Source organism: Kitasatospora sp. NPDC058965 (assembly GCF_042741245.1).
Taxonomy (GTDB): Bacteria; Actinomycetota; Actinomycetes; order Streptomycetales; family Streptomycetaceae; genus Kitasatospora.
This window is the reverse complement of the sequence record NZ_JBHYKG010000073.1, coordinates 1-24233: the sequence shown is the minus strand read 5'-3', so window position 1 is coordinate 24233 and position 24233 is coordinate 1. Positions and strand designations below refer to the sequence as shown.

The 24233-nt window shown below is 73.7% G+C and carries 22 protein-coding genes; 5 read left to right on the top strand and 17 right to left on the bottom strand.

Annotated elements, in window-relative coordinates:
- Positions 1-59 precede the first annotated feature (59 nt).
- The 4 genes from ACFW1A_RS15080 to ACFW1A_RS15065 form a co-directional block, all read right to left on the bottom strand.
- Entirely contained in the window at positions 60-1424 is a 1365-nt protein-coding gene (locus ACFW1A_RS15080; protein ID WP_380408997.1) for a glutamyl-tRNA reductase, read from the bottom strand.
- A 64-nt stretch (positions 1425-1488) separates the two neighbouring features.
- A complete protein-coding gene (locus ACFW1A_RS15075) occupies positions 1489-2304 on the bottom strand; it encodes a redox-sensing transcriptional repressor Rex (RefSeq protein WP_380408995.1) in 816 nt (271 codons plus the stop codon).
- Positions 2305-2465: 161 nt separating this feature from the next.
- A complete protein-coding gene (locus tag ACFW1A_RS15070; RefSeq protein ID WP_380408993.1) occupies positions 2466-3095 on the bottom strand; it encodes an exonuclease domain-containing protein in 630 nt (209 codons plus the stop codon).
- Positions 3096-3188: 93 nt separating this feature from the next.
- Positions 3189-3467 carry a glutaredoxin family protein gene (locus ACFW1A_RS15065; RefSeq protein ID WP_380408991.1) on the bottom strand — a complete coding sequence of 93 codons (279 nt, stop codon included), beginning with the start codon at positions 3465-3467 and terminating at the stop codon, positions 3189-3191.
- 62 nt (positions 3468-3529) lie between these two features.
- On the opposite strand from ACFW1A_RS15065, the gene ACFW1A_RS15060 reads away from it, so the two are divergent.
- The 3 genes from ACFW1A_RS15060 to ACFW1A_RS15050 all read left to right on the top strand — a co-directional run bounded on the left by ACFW1A_RS15060 (position 3530) and on the right by ACFW1A_RS15050 (position 7236).
- Positions 3530-4456 carry an HAD family hydrolase gene (locus tag ACFW1A_RS15060; RefSeq protein ID WP_380408989.1) on the top strand — a complete coding sequence of 309 codons (927 nt, stop codon included), beginning with the start codon at positions 3530-3532 and terminating at the stop codon, positions 4454-4456.
- A gap of 539 nt (positions 4457-4995) precedes the next feature.
- A complete protein-coding gene (locus ACFW1A_RS15055) occupies positions 4996-5742 on the top strand; it encodes an ECF subfamily RNA polymerase sigma factor, BldN family (protein ID WP_380409013.1) in 747 nt (248 codons plus the stop codon).
- A gap of 282 nt (positions 5743-6024) precedes the next feature.
- Positions 6025-7236, top strand: coding sequence for a DUF5667 domain-containing protein (locus ACFW1A_RS15050; protein ID WP_380408987.1), 1212 nt, complete (start codon positions 6025-6027; stop codon positions 7234-7236).
- Positions 7237-7294: 58 nt separating this feature from the next.
- On the opposite strand, the gene ACFW1A_RS15045 is transcribed toward ACFW1A_RS15050, so the two are convergent.
- The 7 genes from ACFW1A_RS15045 to proC all read right to left on the bottom strand — a co-directional run bounded on the left by ACFW1A_RS15045 (position 7295) and on the right by proC (position 13528).
- Complete coding sequence (locus tag ACFW1A_RS15045) at positions 7295-8290, bottom strand: lysophospholipid acyltransferase family protein (RefSeq protein ID WP_380408985.1); 996 nt, start codon at positions 8288-8290, stop codon at positions 7295-7297.
- Positions 8287-9357 carry an NAD-dependent epimerase/dehydratase family protein gene (locus ACFW1A_RS15040; protein ID WP_380408983.1) on the bottom strand — a complete coding sequence of 357 codons (1071 nt, stop codon included), beginning with the start codon at positions 9355-9357 and terminating at the stop codon, positions 8287-8289. The genes ACFW1A_RS15045 and ACFW1A_RS15040 overlap by 4 nt, the downstream gene beginning before the upstream one ends.
- A gap of 187 nt (positions 9358-9544) precedes the next feature.
- The gene (locus ACFW1A_RS15035) at positions 9545-9643 is read right to left on the bottom strand and encodes a 30S ribosomal protein bS22 (RefSeq protein ID WP_003948845.1); all 99 of its coding nucleotides are present in this window, start codon (positions 9641-9643) and stop codon (positions 9545-9547) included.
- A gap of 121 nt (positions 9644-9764) precedes the next feature.
- The gene (locus ACFW1A_RS15030) at positions 9765-9974 is read right to left on the bottom strand and encodes a helix-turn-helix domain-containing protein (protein ID WP_035847941.1); all 210 of its coding nucleotides are present in this window, start codon (positions 9972-9974) and stop codon (positions 9765-9767) included.
- 210 nt (positions 9975-10184) lie between these two features.
- Positions 10185-11384, bottom strand: coding sequence for an acetoin utilization protein AcuC (locus ACFW1A_RS15025; protein WP_380408980.1), 1200 nt, complete (start codon positions 11382-11384; stop codon positions 10185-10187).
- Positions 11365-12573: an MFS transporter gene (locus ACFW1A_RS15020; protein ID WP_380408978.1), complete on the bottom strand. Its 1209-nt coding sequence runs from the start codon at positions 12571-12573 to the stop codon at positions 11365-11367. The genes ACFW1A_RS15025 and ACFW1A_RS15020 overlap by 20 nt, the downstream gene beginning before the upstream one ends.
- A gap of 127 nt (positions 12574-12700) precedes the next feature.
- Positions 12701-13528 (bottom strand): pyrroline-5-carboxylate reductase, encoded by an 828-nt coding sequence (proC, locus tag ACFW1A_RS15015; RefSeq protein ID WP_380408976.1) that lies wholly within the window; start codon positions 13526-13528, stop codon positions 12701-12703.
- Between the two features lie 365 nt (positions 13529-13893).
- On the opposite strand from proC, the gene ACFW1A_RS15010 reads away from it, so the two are divergent.
- Entirely contained in the window at positions 13894-15192 is a 1299-nt protein-coding gene (locus ACFW1A_RS15010) for a cation:proton antiporter (protein ID WP_380408974.1), read from the top strand.
- Here ACFW1A_RS15010 and glgA read toward each other — a convergent pair.
- Together glgA and ACFW1A_RS15000 are read right to left on the bottom strand one after the other, a co-directional pair.
- On the bottom strand, positions 15171-16355 hold the full coding sequence (glgA, locus tag ACFW1A_RS15005) for a glycogen synthase (RefSeq protein WP_380408972.1): 1185 nt from the start codon (positions 16353-16355) through the stop codon (positions 15171-15173). The two genes, ACFW1A_RS15010 and glgA, sit on opposite strands and share 22 nt — an antisense overlap.
- A gap of 42 nt (positions 16356-16397) precedes the next feature.
- Positions 16398-16571 (bottom strand): hypothetical protein, encoded by a 174-nt coding sequence (locus ACFW1A_RS15000; RefSeq protein ID WP_380408970.1) that lies wholly within the window; start codon positions 16569-16571, stop codon positions 16398-16400.
- 284 nt (positions 16572-16855) lie between these two features.
- Here ACFW1A_RS15000 and ACFW1A_RS14995 point away from each other — a divergent pair, with 284 nt between their 5' ends.
- Positions 16856-18208 carry a helix-turn-helix domain-containing protein gene (locus tag ACFW1A_RS14995; RefSeq protein WP_380408968.1) on the top strand — a complete coding sequence of 451 codons (1353 nt, stop codon included), beginning with the start codon at positions 16856-16858 and terminating at the stop codon, positions 18206-18208.
- A gap of 53 nt (positions 18209-18261) precedes the next feature.
- Here the strand turns inward: ACFW1A_RS14995 and ACFW1A_RS14990 are convergent, their stop codons facing one another.
- The 4 genes from ACFW1A_RS14990 to ACFW1A_RS14975 all read right to left on the bottom strand — a co-directional run.
- Positions 18262-19617, bottom strand: a complete 1356-nt coding sequence (locus ACFW1A_RS14990; RefSeq protein ID WP_380408966.1) for a phosphomannomutase/phosphoglucomutase — start codon at positions 19615-19617, stop codon at positions 18262-18264.
- The gene (gene glgB, locus ACFW1A_RS14985) at positions 19607-21883 is read right to left on the bottom strand and encodes a 1,4-alpha-glucan branching protein GlgB (RefSeq protein WP_380408964.1); all 2277 of its coding nucleotides are present in this window, start codon (positions 21881-21883) and stop codon (positions 19607-19609) included. Before glgB ends, ACFW1A_RS14990 begins: the two co-directional genes overlap by 11 nt.
- Positions 21884-21930: 47 nt before the next feature.
- Positions 21931-23463, bottom strand: a complete 1533-nt coding sequence (locus ACFW1A_RS14980; RefSeq protein WP_380408962.1) for a phosphotransferase — start codon at positions 23461-23463, stop codon at positions 21931-21933.
- 1 nt (position 23464) lies between these two features.
- Positions 23465-24233, bottom strand: a 769-nt coding sequence (locus tag ACFW1A_RS14975) for an alpha-glucosidase C-terminal domain-containing protein (RefSeq protein WP_380408960.1), incomplete at its 5' end; no start/stop codon positions are given.

The window sequence follows — 24233 nt, the reverse complement described above, 5'->3', positions numbered from 1 at the left end:
GCTCAGTTGCCCATTCATAAGGCTTTCGTCCCGGTCGTGCTGGTGGTCGAGAGGGTGGTTCATCGCGCCGCTCCGCCCGCGAGACTACCGCTGGCGGGCTGCTTCGTGGGCCCTGCTTGTTCGCCGAGGGCCACCGGCGTGCCCGAAACCGCGCGCACCGCGCCCGGATCCAGGTCGAAGAGCTCGCGCAGCGCCTCCGCGTAGGAGGCGCCGCCGGGTTCGGCGGCCAGCTGCTTCACCCGCACCGTCGGCGCGTGCAGCAGCTTGTCGACCACCCGGCGGACGGTCTGCGCCATCTCCGCGCGGGCCCGCTCGTCGAGGTCGGGCAGTCGGGCCTCCAGGCGGGCCAGCTCGGCGCCGACCACCTCGGAGGCCATCGCGCGCAGCGCCACCACGGTGGGGGCGATCCGCGCGGCGCGCTGGGCGGCGCCGAAGGCGGCCACCTCCTCGGCGACGATGCCGCCGACCGCGTCCACGTCGCCGGCCCCGGGCAGCGCCGCGTCGGCCCGGGAGAGCGACTCCAGGTCGATCAGCAGCGCGCCGGGCAGCTCGTGCACCGCGTGGTCCACGTCCCGCGGCATGGCGAGGTCGAGGAAGGCCAGCGGGGTGGTGGCCGTGCGCTCGGCGAGCGCGGCGGCGACCTGGCCGGCCGGGATCACCACGCCGGCCGAGCCGGTGCAGGAGATCACCAGGTCGACCTCGGTCAGCGCCCGGCCGACCTCGGCGAAGTCCACGGTGCGGGCGCCCAGGGTGGCGGCCAGCCGCTCGGCCCGCTCCCGGGTCCGGTTGGCGATCACCAGGTCGCTCACCCCGGCCCGGGCCAGGGTGGCGGCGGCCAGCGAGCTCATCGAGCCGGCGCCGACCACCAGGGCCCGCTTGCCGGCGATCTCGCCGGCCCCCGCGGCCACCTGCTCCAGGCCGAAGGTGACCAGCGACTGGCCGGCCCGGTCGATGCCGGTCTCGCTGTGCGCCCGCTTGCCGACCCGCAGCGCCTGCTGGAACAGCTCGTTGAGGCCGCGGCCCGCGGTGTGCTCCTCCTGCGCCCGGGCCAGTGCGTCGCGCAGCTGACCGAGGATCTGGCCCTCGCCGACCACCATCGAGTCCAGGCCGCAGGCCACCGAGAAGAGGTGGTGGACGGCCCGGTCCTCGTAGTGCACGTAGAGGTGCGCGGTGAGCTCCTCCAGGTCCACCCCGCTGTGCTCGGCGAGCAGCAGCGAGAGCTCGGCGACCCCGGCGTGGAACTTGTCCACGTCGGCGTAGAGCTCGATCCGGTTGCAGGTGTTGAGCAGCGCGGCCTCGGAGACGGTGGCCGAGGCCGCCGCGTCGTGCAGCAGGCGGACCGGGACCTCGCCGGTCAGCGCGGCGCGCTCCAGGACGGTGACGGGTGCGGTGCGGTGGCTGAGACCGACGACCAACAGGCTCACGCGCCCACCTCGCAGAGCTCGGCGGCCGGCGAGCCGGACGCGCCTTCTCTGATGATTCGCCCGCTCATGCCGGCAGCACCGCCTGACGGTCGCTCTCGCCCTTCTCCTTGGCCTCCTTGGCCGCGCCGGCGGCGCGGCGCAGCTTGGCCGCGGCGGCCCGCACCGGGCCGGGCGCGCGCTCGCGCACCGGCCCCTCGGCCGGCAGCCCGTCCTCCGGCTCCTCGCCGGACTTGCGCTGCTCGTGGAAGGCCAGGATCTGGAGCTCTATCGACAGGTCGACCTTGCGCACGTCGACGCCGTCCGGAACGGTCAGCACGGTCGGGGCGAAGTTCAGGATGCTGGTGACCCCGGCCTCCACCAGGCGGTCGCAGACCTGCTGCGCGGCGCCCGGCGGAGTGGTGATCACGCCGATCGAGACCTGCTGGCTGTCCACGATGGACTCCAGCTCGTCCATGTGGCGCACCGGCAGGCCGGCCGCGGTGCTGCCGACCACCGCCGGGTCGGCGTCCAGCAGGGCCGCCACCCGGAAGCCGCGGGAGGCGAAGCCGCCGTAGTTGGCCAGCGCGTGGCCCAGGTTCCCGATCCCGACGATCACGACCGGCCAGTCCTGGGTGAGACCGAGCTCACGCGAGATCTGGTACACGAGGTACTCGACGTCGTAGCCCACCCCGCGGGTCCCGTACGAGCCCAGGTAGGAGAAGTCCTTGCGCAGTTTGGCCGAGTTGACCCCGGCGGCCGCGGCCAGCTCCTCGGAGGAGACGGTGGGCACCGAGCGCTCGGAGAGCGCGGTGAGCGCCCGCAGGTAGAGCGGGAGCCGGGCCACGGTCGCCTCGGGGATACCGCGAGCGCGCGTCTGACGTCCCACAGGGGTGCGGCGCATGGAGCCTCCGTCGGCAGGGCTGGGGGGCGTGGATTTGGGGGTGGATCGGCCGATTGCCACGGTGCTCCTGTGGGTGAAGCTGGGCTTTGGCTGCCAGGCTATGCGTTTGTGAACGTGTGCACAAAGATGGTGTCCGATTTGTCCCGTCACAGTGACGCGCATCACGCTCGAACGTGCGCACGGCCCTCCGGATCGCGACGGGGTCGGGCCAGCCGGGGCCAGTGCTGATCGGCGGCCAGTCGCAGCAGCCCGGCCCGGGCGGCGGGACGCCCCTTGGCCGCACTGGATGGTTCGCCCCAGCAGTACCGCAACAGCGCGGCGCTGGCCCGCGCGTCGCCGAGCGCGGTGTGCGCGGCGAAGCCGCCGAGGCCGGCCGCGGCCATGCAGGCGGCCAGCCCGAATCCGGTCGCCTCCGGGAGGTGGCGGCGGGCCAGTCGCATCGTGCAGACCTGCGGCACCGGCGACAGCGGCGTTCCGATCCGCGCGAACTCGCGCTCCAGGAAGGCCCGGTCACAGCTGACATGGTGACCCACCAGCACCCGACCGGCCAGCAGTTCGAGCAGAAGCGGGGCCAGTTCGCGGAACCTAGGGGCCCCGGCCACGTCCGCCTGGGCTATCCGGTGCACCTGGGTGGGCCCGACCGGTCCGCCCGGGTCGACCAGGCTGGTGAACTCGCGCTGCACGCCCAGCACGCCGTCCAGCAGCACCACGCCGACCTCGACCACCCGGTGCCGCCACGGGCTGCGCCCGGTGGCCTCCACGTCGACCACCGCGAATCCGCCAGCGGGCATCGCGGACCTCCAACGACCAGACCCCCGACGGCACGGAACGGGTTCGATCGTAGGCGGAGGGTCGATCCCGGTCCAGAGGTCGAACGGCCCGTCTCAGCCGGCGAGCGCCTTGCGCAGCCGCTTCTCGTCCACCCGCCAGAAGTCGTGCTGGCGCCCGTCGATCAGGGTGACCGGGATCTGCTCCCAGTAGCTGCGGTACAGCGCCTCGTCCTGGGTGATGTCCTTCTCCTCGAAGGCGGCGCCCAGTTCGCCGGTCACCTGCAGGATCACCTCCCGGGCCTGGTCGCACAGGTGGCACCCCGGCTTGCCGATCAGGGTGACCGTGCGGGAGGCGGGATCGGGCTTGGTGTCACGACGCAGCAGTGGGCTCACCGCACCATTGTGCGCCGCCACCGCATGCCCCGGGGTCGGCCCGGCTGACTATGCTCGGTGCCATGGCCGCGCTGCGAAGGCTCACCCAGGCAAGGCGTTCCCCCTCCGAGCGGACCGCTCTGGCCGGCGAGGCCGCCGCCGACGCCGCCGAGCAGGCGCTGCGCGCGGCCGGGCCGCTGCCGCCGGCCGCCGAGGAGGAGGCCGCCGGCCCGGTGGACCACCCGCAGGCCGCCGCCTTCTTCGACTGCGACAACACGATCCTGCAGGGCGCGGCGGTCTTCTACCTCGGGGTGGGCCTGTACCGGCGCAAGTTCTTCAACCGCCGCGACGTGGCCAAGTTCGCCTGGCAGCAGGCCTGGTTCCGGCTGGCCGGCGCCGAGGACCCGGCGCACATCGCGGACGCGCAGAGCACCGCGCTCTCCCTGGTGACCGGCAAGCGGACCGCCGACCTGGAGGCGATCTGCGAGGAGATCTTCGAGGAGATCGTGGCCGCCAAGGTCTGGCCGGGCACCCGGGCGCTGGTGCAGATGCACCTGGACGCCGGGCAGCGGGTCTGGCTGGTCACCGCCGCGCCGGTGGAGGTGGCCCGGATCATCGCCCGCCGGCTCGGCATGACCGGCGCACTGGGCACCGTGGCCGAGGAGGTGGACGGCGCCTACACCGGCCGGCTGGTCGGCGAGATGCTGCACGGTCCGGCGAAGGCCGCCGCGGTGCGCGCGCTGGCCCGGCGCGAGCAGTTGGACCTGGACCACTGCGCCGCCTACAGCGACTCGGCCAACGACATCCCGATGCTCTCGCTGGTCGGCCACCCGTTCGTGGTCAACCCCGACGGGCGGCTGCGCAAGCACGCCCGGGCGCACGGCTGGCGGGTGCAGGACTTCCGGACCGGCCGCAAGGCGGCCCGGATCGGCGTGCCGGCCGCGATCGCCGTCGGCGCGGTGGCGGGGGCCGCGGTGGCCGGGATGGCACTGCGCCGCCGCCGGCGCTGACCCCGGACCGGCCGCACCCCGCCCGACCTGCCGTCAAACCCCGGTGTCCGCGCCCGGTTTCGGCTGACCGGTTCTGATCGTTCGGGCGCCCCGGAAACTCGGCGATTGGCAACCCCGGTTGCCGGGAAACGGCCCGCCCGACCTCCCAAACGGTCACAGTGTGCCCCGGCACGGTCACCGAGGGCCTACAGTTCGGCGGCTTGTTCGGTCAGTTTCGGGTCATATACCACGCGAAGTGGATCCCAATCGACCACTTCGGCCACACGGTGTAGCTGTCATTGCACAAAGCGTTATTCTCTCCTGGATGCACGCCCACCCCAGGCGTCCCCGCCGCGGGGTGACGGGGAGTGTGCTCTCCGCGCAGGCGGAGGTGATCCGTCCACAGTTCTGCCTCTGGGAGTCCCGTGTACCCACCCGTCCGGAACGACGCGCCTGCTCCCTCCCGCCCGTCGCCGCCCGCCGCCAAGAGTCACCCGGTGAGTCGCCCGGTGGCCGAACTCGTGATCCCCGCCGCGCGCAACCTGCGGCTGCTGCGCGAACTGCTGCGCACCCAACTGGCCCACCAGGACGGCCCGGTGCGCCTGCTGCCCGGCCAGCTGGTGCCCGCCGGGGTGGGCCTGCCGCCGGGTCCGGCCCTGCGCTCGACCACGACCGGACCGGGCACCCGCAGCCGCACCGCCGCCGGGGGCGGCGCGCGCACCCGGTCCCGGGTGGTGCCGCACCAGGGCGGCGAGGCCGAGCCGAACCCGATCATGGAGCTGGTCGAGCGGGCCCAGGCCGGCGAGAGCGAGGCCTTCGGCCAGCTGTACGACCACTACAGCGACACCGTCTACCGGTACATCTACTACCGGGTCGGCAGCCGGGCCACCGCCGAGGACCTGACCAGCGAGACGTTCCTGCGCGCGCTGCGCCGGATCGGCACCTTCACCTGGCAGGGCCGCGACTTCGGCGCCTGGCTGGTCACCATCGCCCGCAACCTGGTCGCCGACCACTTCAAGTCCAGCCGGTTCCGGCTGGAGGTGACCACCGGGGAGATGCTCGACTCCAACGAGTGCGAGCGCAGCCCCGAGGACTCGGTGCTGGAGTCGCTCTCCAACGCGGCCCTGCTGGACGCGGTGCGCCGGCTCAACCCGCAGCAGCAGGAGTGCGTCACGCTGCGCTTCCTGCAGGGGCTCTCGGTGGCCGAGACGGCCCGGATCATGGGCAAGAACGAGGGCGCGATCAAGACCCTGCAGTACCGCGCGGTGCGCACGCTGGCCCGGCTGCTGCCCCCGGACGCCCGGTGATCCGCGCCCGATGAACATATCCGCGCGACCGGGGCCCCTTCCCCGCCGGGAGCCGGGGGCGTCATCCCGAAGACCGTTCCCACACGTCCGGGTGAGAATGCGGTCACATGATCACTCGTGCGTAACCGACCACCGGCACCACTCGTTGCCCAGCGTGCAAACCCCCTCGGGCGCCGCGGTCAAGCAATGCCGCGCCGAGTCACCCGAAGGAGTGGATTTGGCCCGCCGTGGCAACCGTCCGGCAGGCCGGGGAGTCGACAACGACGAAGGGAGGTGTGGCCCGTGACGGCTAACGTGCTGGAGCACCGGCGGGCGAAGGCCTTCGCCGAGGCGCTGGAGGCCCACCGGACAGGACAGCAACCCGCCGCGGTCGGCAGTGCACCGCTTGGGCAACTCCTCGACACCGCCGAGGCCCTGAGCGCGCTGAGCGTGCCCGGCCTGGGCGCCGAGAAGCGTGCCGAACAGCGAGCGCTCCTGATGGCCGCCTTCGAGCAGACGGTGGCCGGCGGCGGACTCGCCGCCCCCGTGGCGCGCCGGCACCGGGCCGACCGGATCGGCCACCGGCGCCGCTGGGGCCGCCGGTTCGCGATCACCGGCCTGGTCGCCGGGGTCACCGTGGGCAGCTTCGCCGGCGTGGCCGCGGCCAGCTCGGGCGCGCTGCCGGGCGACCCGCTGTACGGCATGAAGCGCGGTCTGGAGGGCCTGCGGCTCGACCTGGCCGACTCGGACGCCGAGCGCGGCTCGCTGCTGCTGGACCAGGCCACCACCCGGCTCGCCGAGGCCCGCTCGCTGATCGGGCAGACCGACGGCAAGGGGTTGAGCCCGCAGACGGTCAGCCGGCTCGGCAACGCGCTGCGCGACATGCACGCCGAGGCCGCCAAGGGCCGCGACCTGCTCCGCTCGGTCTACCGGGCGAACGGCTCGCTGGACCCGATGCGCAAGCTGGCCGCGTTCACCGAGGGGCAGGACGGCCACTGGAACAACCTCCAGTCGCAGCTGCCCGCCCAGCTGACCCCCGAGGCCGGCCAGGTCGACCAGCTCTTCGGCGACTTCACCGCCGAGGTGGCCCCGCTCCACCTGGACCAGGGCCACGGCCACCCGGCCGGCACCCCGTCGACCGCGCCGTCGTCCGACGGCTCCGGGGCCGGCGGCAGTCCCAGCACCGGCACCGGCGGTCAGCAGGCGGCCTCGCCGAACCCGGACGGGCGCGGCAACCGGCCCGACGGCGGCACGGCGGACCGCAGCGGCGGCGCGGCGGGCGGGTCCAACCCGGCCGGCGCCAACCCGGTGGGCGGCCTGGTCAACGGGCTCACCGGCAGCCTCACCGGTCAGAACGGCGTGGCCGGCGCCCCCTCCGGTGCCCCGGGCAGCCCCGCGGCCACCCCGGACGGCTCGCCGAGCGCGGCGCCCAGCACCCCGGCGCCGCAGCAGGGGCTCAACCTGCCACCGCTGATCCCGGGCCTGCTGCCCGGGCTCGACCTGAGCGGCAACTGACGCACCGTCGAGGGGCGGTCCCGGTCCGGGACCGCCCCTCGACGGCCGGTCGGGCCCGTCAGAAGAACACCGAGCGCCGCTCCACCAGCAGCCGGTACAGCGTGTGCTGGATGGTCTCGCGGACCTCGTCGGTGAGGTTGAAGACCAGCATCGGGTCCTCGGCCGCCTCCGGCGGGTGCTGGTCCGTCGGGATCGGGGTGCCGAACTGGATGGTCCACTTGGTCGGCAGCGGGATCGCGCCGAGCGGGCCCAGCCAGGGGAAGGTCGGGGTGATCGGCACGTAGGGCAGGCCGAGCAGCCGGGCCAGCGTCTTGACGTTGCCGAGCATCGGGTAGGTCTCCTCCGCCCCGACGATCGAGCACGGCACGATCGGCACCCCGGCCCGCAGCGCCGAGGCGACGAAGCCGCCGCGGCCGAACCGCTGCAGCTTGTACCGGTCGGCGAACGGCTTGCCGATGCCCTTGAAGCCCTCCGGCCAGACCCCGACCACCTCGCCGCGCTCCAGCAGCGCCTGGGCGTCCTCGTTGCAGGCCAGCGTGTGCCCGGCCTTGCGGGCCAGCTCCCCCACCAGCGGGAGCACGAAGACCAGGTCGGCGGCGAGCATCCGCAGGTGCCGGCGGGCCGGGTGGTGGTCGTGGATCGCCCACTGGGTCATCAGCGCGTCCAGCGGCACCACCCCGGAGTGGTTGGCCACCACCAGCGCCCCGCCCTCGGTGGGGATGTTCTCGATCCCGCGCACCTCGATCCGGAAGTACCGCTCGGCCACCGGCCGCAGCACCGAGAGCAGGACCTCCTCGGTCAGCTCCTGGTCGAAGCCGAACTCGTCCACCTGGTAGTCGCCGGTGATCCGGCGGCGCAGGAACGCCAGCCCGTTGGCGGCCCGGTCCTCCCAGCCCTTGCCCAGCACCGACTCGGCCGCCGGGCCGAACCGTCCGGCCAGCAGGCCGGCCACCGACCCGGCCAGCCGGTCGGCCAGCGGGGTGCGCCCGGGCTCGCCGGCGGTCCAGCTGGGCGCGGTCTCGATCGGGATCACCTTGGCCTGGCCGGCGGTCATCGGGACTCCTCGGGTGCGGGCTTGAGCAGGTCGGTGAGCCGGTCGGTGAGGGCGGCCAGCCGCTCGGGGGGCAGCAGCCCGCCGCCCTGGTCGGCGGCGAAGTCGGCGAACGCCTCCGGCGTGGTGTACCGCGGGCGGTAGCCGAAGACCTCGCGCAGCGCGGTGGTGTCCACCACCCGGCCGTGGGTGAGCAGGCCGATCTGCTCGGCCGAGAAGTCGGAGACCCGGGTCTGCTTGGCCAGCGCGGCCGCCCAGCCGAGTGCGGGCGCCGGCATCGGCAGGGTGGGCCGGCCCAGCCTGCGGGCGCACTGGGAGAGCAGCAGCACGCCGTCCCCCGCCACGTTGAAGGTGCCGGTGGTGGCGGCGCCGGGCGCCGGGTCCAGCGCGGCCAGCCGCAGCACCTCCACCGCGTCCTCCACGTGGACGAACTGCAGCCGCGGGTCGTAGCCCAGCACCGTGGGCAGCACCGGCAGCCCGAAGTACTCGGCCAGCGGGGTGTCGGCCCCGGGGCCGACCAGGTTGGCGAACCGCAGCACCGAGATCGCCACGTCGGGCCGGCGCCGGGCGAAGCCGCGCACGTAGCCCTCCACCTCGGCCGCGTCCTTGGCGAACCCGCCGCTGGGCAGGGTCTTGGCCTGGGTGCGCTCGGTGAAGACGGCGGGGTCGCGCGAGGTGGCGCCGTACACCCCGGTGGTGGACTTGACGACCAGTCGGCGCAGTTGGGCGGACTGCTGGCAGGCCCCGAGCAGCTGCATGCTGCCGATGACGTTGATCTCCTTGACGGTGGCCCGCCCGGCCGCGCCCGGATTGGTGGCGCTGACGTTCAGGTGCACCACGGTGTCCACCGCGTACTCGGCCAGCACCCGGGCGATCGCGGGGCGGCGCAGGTCCACCGGCGCGAAGACGTAGTCGGCCACCGGGTCGCCCGGCTGCGGCGGCGGCAGGTGCCGGGGCGGCAGCACGTCGACGCCGACCACCAGCTCGACCCCCGGCTGACGGCGGATCCGCTCGGCGAACTGGGCACCGAGTTGCCGGGCCACGCCGGTGACCAGCACCACCTTGCCCACTGTTCCGCCACCCTCCGGCCGCCGCGCTCGACGGTTGCACCGTACCGCGCTGCGGAGCCGAAGTCCGAGCGGCTGCCCGGCGCCGGTGCGGCGCCCCGGGCCGGCCCGGAAACGAGTGCTGCCCGCCCCGGGCCACGAGGGCCGGGACGGGCAGCACCTTTGCACCTGGAGCGCGGCTCCGTAGGTGTTACTTCTTGTTGCGACGCTGCACGCGGGTCCGCTTCAGAAGCTTGCGGTGCTTCTTCTTGGCCATACGCTTGCGACGCTTCTTGATGACAGAGCCCACGGAACAACCCTCGCTCACTGAGACTGCCGCCCGTGAGAGACGGAGTCCATACGACTGACGGAGGGCCTAGCCTACCGTCCGAGCGGCCCGGCCCGTAATCGGGACCACCCGAGCGGCGTGCTCAGGCGCTCTGCCGCCCGACGTAGGAGTCCTTGAGGTAGTCGTGGACCGCCTGTTCGGGCACCCGGAAGGACCGGCCGACCCGGATGGCGGGCAGCTCTCCGCTGTGCACCAACCGGTAGACCGTCATCTTGGACACCCTCATGACCGAAGCGACTTCTGCGACGGTCAGAAAGTTGACCTCTTGCAGGGGGCGTTCGCCGGAACTCATGACCTCACCCGACCCTAATCCGTGTGCAAGGCACCGGCTTCCCCTCCGGTGACTCGACCGACACACGCGTATCCCCAGAGTAGTTGCGGGTGGTACGGGTGGGAAGAGGGAGATGGCGACTCCTTGTACGATCGGACATCAGCCCGTTGGAGGAGCCCCGGCATCGGCGTTCTGTAGCAGCTTCGCTGCGCTCCGTCGCCGTTCGAGACGTTACGGCAGCATCCCGTGCTGGGGGAAGACGGCCCGCCGGGCCGCCAGGATCGCCTGGTCGAGGCGGTCCGCCGGATCGTAGCCGGTCTCGTGGAAGTCGCGGAAGGCGGGGTCGACCCCGTCGGTCATCCGCAAGGGGGCCTGGCGGCGGGCTTGACGGAACACCTCGGCCCGCCACGGCTCGGGGGTCTCGGTGCCCGGGTCCAACGGCTGCCCGGCGGCGATCGCCACCAGGTGGGTCCAGGTCCTGGGGACCACGTCCACCACCGCGTACCCGCCGCCGCCGAGCGCCACCCAGCGGCCCCCGCACAGCTCGTGGGCCAACCGGTGCAGGTCGGCCGCGACCGCGCGCTGCGCGTCCACGGTGACCGCGAGGTGGGCCAGCGGGTCCTCCACGTGCGTGTCGGCGCCGTGCTGACTGACGATCACCTGCGGGCGGAAGGCGGCCAGCAGCTCGGGGACCAGCGCGTGGTAGGCGCGCAGCCAGCCCGCGTCGCCGGTGCCGGCCGGCAGCGGCAGGTTGGCGGCCGAGCCGGGCGCGGCCTCGCCGCCGGTCTCGGTGGCCCAGCCGGTCTGCGGGAAGAGCGTGCTGGGGTGCTCGTGCAGCGAGACGGTGAGCACCCGCGGGTCGTCCCAGAAGGCCTGCTGCACGCCGTCGCCGTGGTGCACGTCCACGTCCACGTAGGTGACCCGCTCGGCGCCCAGCTCCAGCAGCCGGGCCACCGCCAGCGCCGCGTCGTTGTACACGCAGAAGCCGGAGGCCCGGCCCGGCATCGCGTGGTGCAGCCCGCCGGCGAAGTTGACGGCGTGCGGGGCGCTGCCGCGCCAGACCGACTCGGCGGCGGCCACCGACTGGCCCGCGATCAGCGCGGAGGCCGCGTGGATGGCCGGGAAGACCGGGTTGTCGTCGGTGCCCAGGCCGTGCCGCAGGTCGACCGCGGTCGGGTCCGCGGCGGCCCGGCGCACCGCCGCGATGTACTCGGAGCGGTGTACCAGGGCCAGGGTGGACTCGCCGGCCGGCGGCGCGGCGGCCCGGGTGACCCCGGGCGCGCGGTCCAGCCCGAAGGCCTCCACCAGCCGCATCGTCAGCGCCAGCCGGGTCGGGTCCATCGGGTGCTGCGGGCCGAAGTTGTAGGCGGTGACCCCTTCGTCCCAGAAGAGGCTCAGCGCGCAGGCTCGGTCAGACTCGGCTGGGGGCATGGTCCAACGCTATCGGCTGCCGCGCGGCCGGGGCGAAGTGCCCGGCCAGCGGCACGACCGCGAGGACCAGCAGCATCGGGGCGCACAGCGCCCAGCGGTACGAGGAGGCGCCGGCGATCGCGCCGACCAGCGGCGAACCGACCAGGAAGCCGACGTAGTTGAACAGGTTGAGCCGGGCCACCGCGGCGTCGGAGTCGTCCGGGAAGAGGCGCCCGCCGGCCGCGAAGACCTGCGGGATCACCGCGCAGATGCCCAGGCCCAGCACCGTGAAGCCGAGGATCCCGGCCCAGGCGGCCGGGGCCAGTGCGGCGATCCCGAAGCCCAGGGCGGCCACCCCGGCGCCGACCCGGACCACCGTCACCGCGCCGAAGGCCTGCACGCCGCGGTCGCCGAAGGTGCGGCCGAGCAGCAGCGCGACCATGTACCCGGCGTAGGCCAGTGCGGCCACCCGGTCGGTGCTGTGCAGGGTCCCGGTGAGGTACTTGGCGCTCCAGTTGGAGACTGTGGAGTCGGCGATGTAGGCGAAGGCCATCGCGGCGCACAGCGGCAGCAGCGGCTTCCAGGGGATCGACCGGGCGGCGGCCGCCGCGGCCTCGCGCACCGCGTCGCCGAGCTCGGCCGGCCCGGGGAAGAACCGACCGGCCACCAGCGCGGCCGGCACCAGCACCGCCACGCTCGCGCCGAACAGGGTGAGCAGGCTCAGGTGGGCGCCGGCGCTGGCCAGCAGCGCGCCCACGATGCCGCCCAGGCTGAAGGCGGCGTGGAAGCCGAGCATGATCGAGCGCCCGTACCGGTGCTGCAGGCCGACCCCGAGCATGTTCATCGAGGCGTCCAGCGCGCCGACCAGCAGGCCGAAGCCGGCCAGGGCCAGGCCCAGCGCCCACAGCTGGTGGCCCAGGCCCACCCCGACCAGGGTGAGGCAGACCAGCGGCTGGACGATCCGCAGCACCGTGCGCGGTGCGGTCCGCTTGACCAGCTGCTCGGACAGGATCGACCCGACCCCGGCCAGGATCGGCACCGCGGCCAGGAAGACCGTCAGGGTGCCGTCGGAGAGTCCGTACTGGCGCTGGATGCCGGGGATCCGGGTGACCAGCAGGGCGAAGGTGGTGCCCTGCAGCAGGAAGCTGATCAGCAGGGCGGTGCGGGCTCGGCGCAGCCGCGCCGTCACCGCCGGGACATCGCTGGTCATCCGGGACCTCGCTCACCACCGGGGCAGCGCCTACTGCCCGGTACGAAGATGTTGGCGGCAGCGTAGGTGGTGGCCGCCGGTTTGGGGAGGGGTCGGCCAGGACTGAGTTGGACAGTTGACCTAATCGTCACTTGCCGCCGGAGGCCAGCTCGCGCGAGCGGTCCCGGGCCGCCTCCAGCGCGCCCAGCAGTGCCGCCCGCACCCCGTGGTTCTCCAGCTCGCGGATGGCCGCGATGGTGGTGCCGGCCGGCGAGGTGACCGCCTCCCGCAGCTTCACCGGGTGCTCGCCGGAGTCGCGCAGCATCACCGAGGCACCGATCGCGGACTGCACGATCAGGTCGTGCGCCACCTGGCGGGGCAGTCCGAGCAGGATCCCGGCGTCCGTCATCGCCTCCACCAGGTAGTAGAAGTAGGCCGGTCCGGAGCCGGAGAGCGCGGTGGCCGCGTCCTGCTGGGACTCCGGCAGCCGCAGTGCCTTGCCGACCGAGGCGAAGATCTCCTCGGCCCGCAGCAGGTGCTCCTCGGTGGCGTGCGAGCCACCGGAGATCACGCTCATGCCCTCGTCCACCAGCACCGGGGTGTTGGGCATCACCCGGACCACCGGGGTGCCGGCGGGCAGCCGGGCCTCGAACCAGCGGGTCGGGATGCCGGCCGCGGCGGAGATGACCAGTCGGCCCGGGGTCAGGTGCGGACCCAGCTCCTCCATCAAGGTTCCCATGTCCTGCGGCTTGACCGCGAGGATCAGGGTGTCGGCGAGCTTGGCGGCCTCGGCGTTGGTGCCGGCCGCCACCCCGTAGCGCTCGGCCAGCTCGGCGGCCCGCTCCGGCCGCCGGGCGGTGACCATGACCTCGGCCGGGCGCTTGCCGGCCCGCAGCAGGCCGGAGAGCAGCGCCTCGCCGATCTTTCCGGTGCCGAGGAAGGCGATCCGCTGGGGGTGGACGGCGCTGCTGGTCATGGCAAGGGCTCCTGATCACCGCGACGGTACTGCCGCCATCCTCGCACCAGGGAGCGGCCGGACCGGGGAGCCGTCCAGCGGGCGGACAGCCGGTGAACGGGGGCCCACATTCGCGAGCGGAGCGCGCGGCCGACACGCACGGCGCGCGGAGTCAAGCGAGCGCCCCCTGGGACCTGACGCAATGCCGGTGGATCGGACGCTGACTCTGGGCCGCGGTCTTTGACAAAAGATATTTCTAACTGTCAATTAGATCATAAATATGGTTCGACAGCCGCCGCCACAGCCGCTCAGGGCTCCGCTCCCGCGCCGGCACGGACCGTCACCCCGCCGACCACGCTGGGTGGCCGCCCCTGGGGAGGCTCACCGTGAGAAATCTCGACAGCACCACGCTGCTCCTGGCCGCACTGGCCCTGCTGCTCGGCCTGAGCCGGGCCGCGGGCCGGCTGGCCGCCCGGTTCGGGCAGCCGGCCGTCCTCGCCGAGATCGCGGTCGGGGTGGCCCTCGGACCCACCCTGCTGGGCCGGCTGCTGCCCTCGGTGCACCGCAGCCTGTTCGGCCAGGACGTGCGCACCGTGTTCGGCGGGCTGGCCCAGCTCGCGGTGGCGCTGTACGCGTTCGAGATCGGCCGCCACCTGGCCGCCGGACCGGGCGGGCGGGACGGCCGGGCGGGCAGGCCGACCGGGCGGGCCGCGCTGGTGCTGGCCGCCGTCTCGCTGCTGGCCCCCGCGCTGGCCGGCCTGGCCCTGGCCGTACCGCTGCACCGGCACCACCTGGCGGGCGCCGGTGTCGGCCTGCCCGGCTTCGCCCTCTACCTGGCCTGCGCGATGGGTGTCACGGCGGTGCCGGTGCTGGCCCGGATCCTGCAGGACCGCGGGCTGGAGGGGACCTACGTCGGCCGGCTCAGCCTGGTGGCCGCCTCGATCGGTGACGCGGCCTGCTGGTGCCTGCTCGGGGTGGCGCTCTGGCTGGCCGGGCGGATGGGCTGGGTGCAGCTGCTGGCGGCCCTGCTGGGCGCCGCCGCGGCCGCCCTGCTGGCCCGCCGCCGGCCGGCCGGGAGATCGGCCGTCCGGTCGGCCGGCCGGGAGATCGGGGTGGTGGCCACCGTCGGGGCGATCTGCCTGGCCGCGGCGCTCTCCTCCGGACTCGGGCTGCACCCGCTGTTCGGCGGCCTGATGCTCGGCCTGGCCTGGCCGGACCGCCGCCGGCCGGCCGTCGCCGCCGCCCGGCCGCAGGGACCGGCCGCGGTGATCGGCCAACTGGCCGCCGTGCTGCTGCCCTGCTTCTTCCTGGGGGCCGGTCAGCAGGTCGACCTGGGCGCCGATCTGACGGACGGGAGCTTCCTGCTGCTGGTCGCGCTGCTCCTGGTGGTGGCGACGGTGTCGAAGTTCGCGGTCTGCGCCCTGCTCGGCCGGCGCCAGGGCCTGGGGCGCACCGCGGCGCTGCGGCTCGGGGTGCTGATGAACACCCGCGGCCTGACCGAGATCGTGGTGCTGACCACCGGGTACCAGGCCGGCCTGATCGGGCACCGGCTGTTCGAGGCGCTGCTGGTGGTCGCGCTGCTGGCCACCGCGGCGGCCGGACCGGCGCTGTCGCTGCTGCAGCGGGCGGGCGCGGCGGACGGGCCGGAGCCGGTCCGCCCGGCTCAGCCCGCCAGCTTCTCGTAGACCCGCAGGGTGCGCTCGGCCACGCCGGTCCAGGAGAACCGTTCCTCCACCCGGCGGCGGCCGGCCGCCCCGTACACCTCGGCCAGGTCCGGCTCGTCCAGCAGCCGGTTGACGGCCGCGGCCAGCCCGTTCGACAACTCGGCCGGGTCCGCCGGCTCGCCGGTCCCGTCCTCGGCGGCGCGGTAGTCGACCAGCAGGCCGGTCCCGCCGTCCACCACGACCTCGGGGATCCCGCCGACCCGGGTGGCCACCACGGCGGTGCCGCAGGCCATCGCCTCCAGGTTGACGATGCCCATCGGCTCGTAGACGGAGGGGCAGACGAAGGCGGCGGCGTGGGTGAGCAGCTGGCGCACCGAGGTGCTGTCGAGCATCCCGTCGATCCGGATCACCCCGTCCCGGGTGCGGCTCAATTCGTCGACCAGGCCGGCCACCTCGGCGGCGATCTCCGGGGTGTCGGGCTGCCCGCAGCAGAGCACCAGCTGGGCCTGCGGCCGGAGCTCGAAGGCGGCCCGCAGCAGGTGCGGCAGCCCCTTCTGCCGGGTGACCCGGCCGACGAAGAGGACGAACGGGCGGGCCGGGTCGATGCCGAACCGCTCCAGCGCGTCCAGCCGCAGGTCGGCACGGTAGATCTCGCTGTCAATTCCGTTGTGAATCACGTGCACCCGCTCGGGGTCGACCGCCGGGTAGGCGCGCAGGATGTCCTCCCGCATCGCACCGGAGACGGCGATCAGCGCGTCGGCCGCCTCCGCGGCGGTGCGCTCCAGCCAGCTGGAGAGCGCGTAGCCGCCGCCGAGCTGCTCGGCCTTCCACGGCCGCAGCGGCTCCAGGCTGTGCATCGTCATGACGTGCGGCACGCCGTGCAGCAGCTTGGCGAGCTGCCCGGCGGCGTTCGCGTACCAGGTGTGGCTGTGCACCAGGTCGGCCCCGGCGCAGTCGGCGGCGATCCGCAGGTCGGCTCCGAGGAACTGTAAAGCCGGATTGACAGCAGTCAGGTCCGCCGGCACCTGGTAGGCCGTGGTGTCCGCCTCGCTGCGGGCCACGCCCAGGCAGCGCACCTGGACCTCGGCCAGCGTGCGCATGGCCCGGGTGAGCTCGGCCGCGTGGACTCCGGCGCCGCCGTAGACCTCCGGCGGGTACTCGCGGGTGAGCAGGTCGACGCGCATCAGGAAGGTCCTTTCAGGTGCGGTCGGGGTCCGCGGGCGCGGTCAGCAACAGCCGCCGGTCGGCAGGTTGCCCGTCGTGTCGGTGGTGGAGTTCACCGAGGTGCTGCCGTCCACCAGGGGGGCCGTGGACGTGGCGGAACCGCTGGGGGCCAGCACGAACAGAGCCCCGAGGAGGAGCAGGACGGCGCCGAGGGACAGCGGAAGGATCGTGCGCATGGGGGCGGTGCCTTTCGCCTAGTCAGTTTCGTTGACAAGGAGAGTCAATCCGAGTTGACCCACACTGTCAATGATCGTCTTGACTGGCGACTTTGCAGCACGGAGAGTAACCATGCGCACAGTGGGAAGGACCACGTATGCCCCGTGTGTTGTTCACGTAGTGCAGCCTTCGGTACCCGCCGACCTCCTTGGCGAGTGCCCGCAGGTGGTGTAAAAGATGGAGTCAAATGGGCACCCCTGAGGTAGGGCTCGATCAGCTCCACCTCCCCGTTGACCGGAGAACCATGGACCAATCACAGAGTGAGATGAATGGCATCGGGCAGCGGCTGCGCGAACTGCGCCAGAAGCGCGGACTGAACCAACAGGACCTCGCTTCCGACGACATCTCGGTGAGCTACGTCTCCCTCATCGAGACCGGCAAGCGCGCGCCCTCGGACACCGTCCTGAAGACGCTGGCCGAGCGGGTCGGCTGCACGGTCGACTACCTGCGGACCGGACGGGACGACGCCCGGGTCAAGGAGCTCGAACTCAAGGTCGCCTTCGGTGACATGGCGCTGCGCAACGGCGCCAACGGCGAGGCCCTGCAGTCCTACAGCGAGGCGCTGGCCAACGCCCCGCTGCTGCAGGAGGCGACGGTCCGCCGGGCCCGGCTCGGTCAGGCGCTGGCCTTCGAGAAGCTCGGCCGGCTGGAGGCCGCGATCCAGCTCTTCACGGCCCTGTTCGAGGACCGGGCCACGGTGCCCGGCACCGGGGAGTGGGCCCAGCTCGCCGTCGCGCTGTGCCGGGCCTACCGGGACTCCGGCGACCAGATGATGAGCGTCGAGGTGGGCGAGCGCGCCCTCAAGCGGCTCGACCAGCTGGGCCTGGAGTACACCGACGACCACATCCAGCTCGGCGCCACGCTGATCACCTGCTACTTCCAGCGCGGCGACCTGACCCAGGCCCAGCTGCTGGTCAACCGGCTCTCCGCGATGGCCGAGCAGAGCGGCTCCCGGGTGGCCCGCGGCTCGGTCTACTGGAACGCCGCCCTGGTGGCCCGCAGCCGCGGTCAGTTCCAGGAGTCGCTGGCCCTCACCGAGCGCGCGCTGATGCTGATGGCGGAGACCGACAACGTCCGCCACCTCGGCGTCCTCAAGGCCAACTGCGCCTCCTTCCTGCTGGACACCGACAGCACCGAGTACGAGCGGATCGAGGAGCTGCTGACCGAGTCGCAGGACGCCGTCGTCGAGGTCGGCACCGCGGTCGAACAGGCGAAGGTGGAGATCGAGTTCGCCCGTCTGGCGCTGCGTCAGGGCGTACCGCACTCCGCCATCGACCGGGCCAGCCGGGCGATCGGGCTGCTGCGCAGCGAGTCGCCCTGGGACTCCGCCTTCGCCCGGGCGCTGCTGGCCCAGGCCCAGTTCGACCTGGGCGAGGAGCGGTCCGCCCGGGAGACCATGCAGGCGGTCGAGCGCGAGCTCCTGCGGCTGCCCGAGAACCGGGCCAGCGCCACCGTCTGGCGCCAGGCCGGCGACGTCTGGCTGGCCAACGGGTGCCCCGTCGAGGCCATGTCCTTCTACCAGCGGGCGCTCAGCGGCGCCGGCCTGGTCCCGCTGCACAGCACCGCCCCCGCCAAGGTGGTCGCCCCGCAGGCGTGAGCGCGTGCACCGCGGGACGGGCGGCTGGGGGGCCGCCCGTCCCACCGGGCCCGTCACGCCTGCGCGATCGCCGCCAGCACCCGCTCGCGCAGCGCCGCCAGCGTGGCCGCGTCACCGGCCTCGGCGTTCAGTCGCAGCACCGGCTCGGTGTTGGACGGCCGCACGTTGAACCAGGACCCGTCCGCGAAGCTCGCGGTCAGCCCGTCCAGGTGGTCCAGCTGCGCCGCCGCGTCGCCCAGCGCGCGCTCCACGGCGGCCACCGCGGCCGCCGGGTCGGGCGTGCGCACGTTCACCTCGCCGGACGCCTCGTAGCGCTTCAGGCCGTCCACCAGGCGCGACAACGGGCCCTCGGTGGAGGAGAGTTCGGCGATGATGTGGAGCGCCGCGAGCAGGCCGGTGTCGGCGAACCAGAAGTCCCGGAAGTAGTAGTGCCCGGAGTGCTCGCCGCCGAAGACCGCCTGGTGCTCGGCCATCAGCGCCTTGACGAACGAGTGGCCGACCCGGGAGCGCACCGGCTTGCCGCCGGCCTCCTCGATCTGCTCCACCGAGCCGCGCGAGGTGATCAGGTTGTGCACCACCGCGGCGCCGGGCTCGCGGGCCAGCAGCCGCTTGGCCACCAGGGCGACGACCGAGGAGGCGGGCACCGCCTCGCCCCGCTCGTCCACCGCGAAGCACCGGTCGGCGTCCCCGTCGAAGGCCAGGCCCAGGTCGGCGCCCTCGGCCCGGACCCGCTCCTTGAGCGCGGCCACGTTCTCCGGCTTCATCGGGTCGGCCTCGTGGTGCGGGAAGCTGCCGTCCAGCTCGAAGTACATCGGGACGACCGTCAGTTCGGGCTGGTTCAGGACCAGCGGGACGGTCAGGCCGGCCATCCCGTTGCCCGCGTCCACCACCACCTTGAGCGGGCGCAGCCCGGACAGGTCGACCAGGCCGTGCAGGTGCGCCGCGTAGTCGGCCAGCAGCGCCACCTCGCGGCTGCCGCCCGGCCGGCCGGCCGGCGCCGGCGCGGGCTCGGTCAGCGCCGCCCGCAGCACCTCCAGGCCGGTCCCCTCGCCGACCGGGACGGCGCCCGCCCGGCAGAGCTTGATCCCGTTGTAGCCGGCCGGGTTGTGGCTCGCGGTGAACATCGCCCCGGGCACCCCGAGCCGGCCGGAGACGTAGTACAGGTAGTCGGTGGAGCCGAGGCCGGCGTCCACCACCGCCGCCCCCTGCTCGCGCACGCCGCGGGCGAAGGCGGCGGCCAGCGCGGGCGAGGTGTCGCGCATGTCCCGGGCCACCGCGATCTCCGGGGCGCCGGTCAGCCGGGCGAAGGCGGCGCCGATCCGGTGCGCGGCCGCCTCGTCGAGTTCCTGCGGGGACAGGCCCCGGATGTCGTAGGCCTTGACCAGCCGGGCGGCGAGCTCAGGCGTCATGGTCGTTCCTCTCCAGAAGGTCCGGGTCGGCCGGCGCCAGCGGCAGCGCGGTGCCCGGCGGGCACAGCCACACGGTGGCCAGCGGCGGCAGGGTCAGCTCGGCACTGAACTGCTCCCCCTGCCAGGGCACGTCCTCGGCCCGGTAGGGGGTGGTGGGCCCGGCACCGGAACCGCCGTAGCGGACCTGGTCGGTGTCCAGCACCGGCACCCAGGTGCCCGCGTCGGGCAGCCCGACCCGGTAGCCGGTGCGGACCGTCGGCGACAGGTTGACCACGGCCACCAGGGCCCGGCCCGCGGCGTCGCGGCGCACGAAGGAGTAGACGTTGTCCTGCGCCGCGTCGGCGTCCAGCCAGCGGAAGCCCTCCGGGGAGGTGTCCAGCTCCCAGAGCGCGGGGCAGTCCTGGTAGATCCGGTTGAGCTCGCCGACCAGGCGCTGCACGCCGCGGTGGTCGGCGGCGGCCGGCCAGCCGTCGTCCAGCACCCACCAGAGCGGGCCGGTCTCGTGGTTCCACTCCGAGCCCTGGGCGAACTCCTGGCCCATGAAGATCAGTTGCTTGCCCGGGTGGGCCCACATGAAGCCCAGGTAGGCGCGGTGGTTGGCGCGCTGCTGCCACCAGTCGCCGGGCATCTTGGCGACCAGCGCCTGCTTGCCGTGCACCACCTCGTCGTGCGAGATCGGCAGCACGTAGTTCTCCGAGTACGCGTACACCATCGAGAAGGTCAACTCGTGGTGGTGGTACTGGCGGTGGATCGGGTCGCGGCCGAAGTAGCGCAGCGAGTCGTGCATCCAGCCCATGTTCCACTTCAGGCCGAAGCCCAGGCCCCCGCTGTCGGTGGGCCGGGTCACCCCGCCCCAGGCGGTGGACTCCTCGGCGATGGTGACCACGCCGGGGCAGCGCCGGTAGACGGTGGCGTTCATCTCCTGCAGGAAGCCGACCGCGTCCAGGTTCTCCCGGCCGCCGTGCTGGTTGGGGGTCCACTGCCCGTCCGGGCGGGAGTAGTCGAGGTAGAGCATCGAGGCGACCGCGTCCACCCGCAGGCCGTCGACGTGGAACTCCTCGCACCAGTACACCGCGTTGGCGACCAGGAAGTTGCGCACCTCGGCCCGGCCGTAGTCGAAGGTGAGGGTGCCCCAGTCGGGGTGCTCGGCCCGCAGCGGGTCGGCCGGTTCGTAGAGCGGCTCGCCGTCGAACCGGGCCAGCGCGAACGCGTCCTTGGGGAAGTGGGCCGGGACCCAGTCGACGATCACCGCGATGTTCGCCTGGTGCAGTGCGTCGACCAGGTACCGGAAGTCGTCCGGCGAGCCGAACCGGGCGGTCGGCGCGTAGAAGCCGGAGACCTGGTAGCCCCAGGAGCCGCCGAACGGGTGCTCCATCACCGGCATGAACTCCACGTGGGTGAAGTTCAGCTCGGCCAGGTAGGCGGGCAGCACCTCGGCCAGCTCCCGGTAGCCCAGCCCCGGCCGCCAGGACTCCAGGTGCAGCTCGTAGACCGACATGGCCCGGTCCTGGGCCCGGTGGCCGGCCCGGCGGGCCAGCCACTCGGCGTCGCCCCAGCGGTAGTGCGAGGCCTCCACCACCGAGGCGGTGCACGGCGGCGCCTCGGCGCGGCGGGCCATCGGGTCGGCCTTCTGCACCAGCTCCCCGCCGCGGGTGGCGATCTCGAACTTGTAGTGGGCGCCCTCGCCGACCCCGGGCACGAACAGCTCCCAGACCCCGCTGGCACCCAGCGAGCGCATCGGGGCCCCGGTGCCGTCCCAGTAGTTGAAGTCGCCGACCAGCCGCACGCCCTCGGCGTTCGGGGCCCAGACGGCGAACGCGGTGCCGGCGGTCCCGGCCACCTCGCACGGCCGGGCGCCGAGCACCTGCCAGAGCTGCTCGTGCCGGCCCTCGCCGATCAGGTGCAGGTCCAGCTCGCCCAGGGTCGGCGGCAGCCGGTAGCCGTCCTCCTCGACCCGCACGCCGTGCGCGTCGTGCACCAGCAGCCGGTAGGAGGCCGACCAGTCCGGCGAGAGCAGACCGGTGAAGAGGCCGTCGTCGGCGGGGGCCAGGGCGATCCGGCCCAGCGGGGTGTCCAGCACCACCGAGTCCGCGCCGGGGCGCAGCACCCGTACGGCGACCCCGCCGCGCACCGGGTGGACGCCCAGCACGGCGTGCGGGTCGTGGTGGCGGCCGGCCAGCAGCCGGGCGGTCTCCTCGGGCGCCGGCCGGGCCGCGGCGAGTTGCAGGACCGGCGGGTCCAGTTCGAGGGCGAGGCGGGCAGTCACGGGTCAGCGATCCTGTCGTCGAGGGGGTGAGGGGAACGGGGGCCGGGTCAGCGGCCGGCGACCAGCCGTTGGACGGCGGCCATCGGGATCGGCACCCAGGCCGGGCGGTGCTGGGACTCGTACACCGCCTCGTAGACCGCCTTCTCGGCCTCGAAGGCGCGCAGCACCACCGGGTGGCAGTACGGGTCGACCCGGCCGGCGGCCGCGTAGCCGGCGGTGAACGCCCGGCGGTTGCGCACCGACCAGGCGTAGGCCCGGCGCACCCGCCGCAGCCGGGCGGCGGCCTGCTCGGCGCTCTCGTCCTCGGGCCGCACCCGCGCGGCGGCCGCCGGGTCCGGGTCGGTCCCCGGGCGCTCGGCGGCGGCGAGCGTGGTCAGCGCCTGCTGGCCGGCGTAGTCGAAGGAGCGCAGCATGCCGGCGACGTCCTTGAGCACCGGCTGCGGCAGCCGGCGCTCGGCCACCGGGCGGGCGGGCTCCCCCTCGAAGTCGATCACCTTCCAGCCGTCCTCGGTGCGCAGCACCTGTCCCAGGTGCAGGTCGCCGTGGATCCGCTGGCCGGGCAGCGCGCGGTGGCGCACCGCCAGCTTGCCGAAGTCCTCGTAGAGCGTCTTCAACCGGCCGCCGTACGGCTCCAGTTCGGGGACCTGGTCGAGCGCGCCGCGCAGGTCCAGGCGCATCCGGTCGACCAGGCCGAGGATCTCGTCGGGACCGAGCTCCTGCTGGCCGAAGGCCTCGGCGAGCGAGGCGTGCACCTCGGCCACCGCCCGGCCCAGCGCGTGGGCCTCCCCGGTGAAGCCGTCCAGCGCCGGGATCACCCGGCAGCTGCCGCTGATGCAGTCCGCGGCCTGCTCGACCGCGAGGGCCCAGCCGTCGCCGCGCGAGGGCAGGAACTCCTCCAGGACGCCGAGCACCACGGGCTCCTGCGCCACGCCCTCGGTGTGCAGCCAGCCGGCCAGCCCGGGGATCCGGTCGCAGTGCACCCGGGTCAGGCCGCGCAGCACGTCGGTCTCCGGGTGCGGTCCCGGCTCGGGCTGGCGGAACAGCTTGAAGAGCAGCTGGTCGCCGTAGACCACCGTGCTGTTGCTCTGCTCCACCGCCAGCGCCCGCGCACTCAGCCCGCTCGGCACCCGGTCGGTGCCGGTGAGCGACATCCGCAGGCCACCGCCCTCGGCGCGGACCGTGCGCTCCAGCAGCCGCTCCATCAGCTCGTGGTCCTCGGTGGCCTCGTAGAGCGACCAGCCGTCCCAGCGGCCGCCGTCCGCCTGCCCGATCCGGGCGCCGGCCAGCGCCGGCGGCAGGCTCGGGCGCAGCCCGACCAGCAGCTGGTAGTGGTGCGAGCCGGCGCCCTCGTGCCGGGCGTCCAGCAGCGAGTGCAGCAGCACCGGCTCGTCGGCCGGACCGTCCAGCACCGAGACGCTGACCGGGCTGAGCCGCTCCAGGTGGCCGCGCTCGTGGGTGAACCAGCGCCGGGTCACCAGCCAGGGCAGCAGCACCGGCAGCAGCGGGCCGAGCAGTTCGTCCTCGGGCGACGCGGCGGTGTGCTCCGCGTCCAGACAGGTGGCGCAGAGTGTCGCGGCCATCTCACTCCTCCTGGCGGATCGTCAGGACATGGGCGGGTCCCTGCGCCGGGTCGAGCCGCACGTAGTTGTGCTGGTGCCACAGGTGGTCGCCGCCGGACAGTTCGCAGTGCACCGGGACCGGCCCGGTGCCCTCCGGCAGCGTGACGGTGGCCTCCTGCGGGTGGTGCGGGTCCAGGTTCACCACGACGATGACGTGGTCCTCGCCGGTGCGCTTGGCGTAGGCGAGGACCTGCTCGTTGTCGGTGGGCAGGAAGACGAGGTTGCGCAGTTCCTGCAGGGCGGGGTGGGCGCGGCGCAGCTGGTTGAGCGTGGTGAGCAGCGGGGCCAGGGTGTCGGTGCGGGTCCAGTCGCGCGGGCGCAGCTGGTACTTCTCCGAGTCCAGGTACTCCTCGGTGTCCGGGCCGGCGGGGGCGGACTCGGCGAACTCGAAGCCGGCGTAGACGCCCCAGCTCGGGGACAGGGTGGCGGCCAGCACGGCGCGCACCGCGAAGGCGGCCGGGCCCTGCTGCTGCAGGTGGCGCGGCAGGATGTCGGGGGTGTTGGCGAAGAAGTTGGGCCGCAGGTACGCCCCGGTCTCCTCGGTCAACTCGGTGAGGTACTCGACGAGTTCCTGCTTGCTGTTGCGCCAGGTGAAGTAGGTGTAGGACTGCTGGAAGCCGATCTTGGCCAGGGTGCGCATCATCGCGGGGCGGGTGAAGGCCTCGGCCAGGAAGATCACGTCCGGGTCGGTCCGGTTGATCTCGGCGATCACCTTCTCCCAGAAGTGCACC